The organism is Xanthobacter sp. BG11Y11_SDJG (assembly GCF_057364445.1).
Genome location: NZ_JBNFNU010000578.1, coordinates 1 through 1,916 on the forward strand (window position 1 = coordinate 1; position 1,916 = coordinate 1,916).

General features: G+C 75.8%; 1 protein-coding gene. It reads left to right on the forward strand.

Translation table 11 applies throughout. From position 1 onward, the window contains the following. On the forward strand, positions 1-1,916 hold a 1,916-nt coding region (hypF, locus tag AC2W7M_RS24595; RefSeq protein WP_486135655.1), incomplete at both ends, for a carbamoyltransferase HypF.

Sequence of the window (1,916 nt, forward strand, 5' to 3'; positions counted from 1 at the left end):
GCTCGCCCGCATCGCCAGCGTCGAGCGGCGGGAGGCGCCGCCGCCCGCGGGCGCAGGCTTCGCGATCGCCGAGAGCGGCGCAGGCGAGGTGTCGGTGGGCATCGTGCCCGATGTCGCCACCTGCCCCGCCTGCCTTGCGGAGATCGCCGACCCGGCGGCGCGGCGCCATCGCTACGCCTTCACCAACTGCACCGATTGCGGGCCGCGCTTCTCCATCGTCGCCGGCCTGCCCTACGACCGGCCGGCCACCACCATGGCCGGCTTTCGGATGTGCGCCGCCTGCCGCGGCGAATATGACGATCCCGCCGATCGGCGCTTCCACGCCCAGCCCATCGCCTGCCCGGCCTGCGGGCCGCGTCTGTGGCTGGAGCGGGAGGGCGCCGTGCTGCCCTCGGCCGATCCCATCGTGGAGGCGGCGCGGCTGCTGGCACAAGGCGCGATCCTGGCGGTGAAGGGCATCGGCGGCTTCCACCTCGCCTGCGATGCCACCAGCGCCGAGGCCGTCGCCGCCCTGCGCGCCCGCAAGCATCGCCCGGCCAAGCCGCTGGCGGTGATGGCGGACCTTGCCGCCGCCGAAACCCTGTGCGAGCTCGACGACGCGGCCCGCGCGGCGCTGACGCACCCCTCCGCCCCCATCGTGCTCCTGCCCCTGCGGCCCGGAACGGCGCTCGCCGCGGGCGTCGCGCCGGGCCAGCGGCATCTGGGGCTGATGCTGCCCTACACGCCGCTGCATCACCTGCTGCTGGCGGCGGCGGAGCGGCCGCTGGTGATGACCTCGGGCAACCGCTCCTCGGAGCCGCAGGCGTTCCGCGACGCCGATGCCCGGACCGGCCTCGCCGGCATCGCCGATGCGTTCCTCATGCAGACCGGCCCATCGCCCGGCGGCTCGACGACAGCGTGGTGCGGATCCGGCCGCCGGCCAGGCGCGGGTCATGGCGGCGCGGCCGCGCGCGCGCCTCTGCCGCTCACCCTGCCGGAGGATTTCGCGGACGCGCCGGCGGTGATCGCCATGGGGGCGGAGGTGAAGAGCGCCTTCTGCCTCACGCGCGGGCGCAACGCGCTGCTCTCGCACCATCTGGGCGATCTCGACGAGCCGGCCACCGCCGATGCCTTCGCGGATGCGCATGCGGACTATGCCGCCATCTTCCGCCATGTGCCGGAGGCGGTGGCGGTGGACCTCCACCCCGGCTACCGCGCCAGCCGCGACGGCGCCGATCTGGCCCAGGACAAGGGCGTGCCGCTGATCGCGGTCCAGCACCACCACGCCCACATCGCCGCCGTGCTGGCGGAGGCCGGCTGGCGGCGCGACCAGGGGTCGGTGATCGGCATCGCCCTCGACGGCCTGGGCCTGGGAGCGGACGGCACCGTCTGGGGCGCCGAGATCCTCGCCTGCGACTACCGCGCCATGACGCGCCTCGCCTTGCTCGCGCCCATCCCGCTCGCGGGCGGGGACACGGCGGCGCGCGAGCCGTTCCGCGTGCTCCTCGCCCATCTCGACGCCGCTTTGGGGCGCGGCGCGGCGGACGCCCATCCGCGGCTCGCACCGCTGTTCGCCGCGCGCCCCGTGGCGACGCTCCGGGCGATGATGGACAAAGGGCTGAATGCGCCGCCCGCCTGTTCGGCGGGGCGGCTGTTCGACGCCATGGCCTGCCTTCTCGGCCTGGCGCCGCCGCGCCTCTCCTTCGAGGGCGAGGCCGCCATGGCGCTGGAGGCCGCGGCGCTCGGCCACCAGGCGGAGCCCTATCCGTTCGCGCTGCGCACCATCGAGGGGACGGACGGGGCCGTGCTTCAGCAACTGGACCCGGCGCCGCTGTGGCACGCGGCTCTGGACGATCTGTCGGCGGGGGCGCCCCGTCGGCGCCATCGCGCCGCATTCCCATGCCGGGCGTGGCCGCGGCCTTCTCCTGACGCCGCCG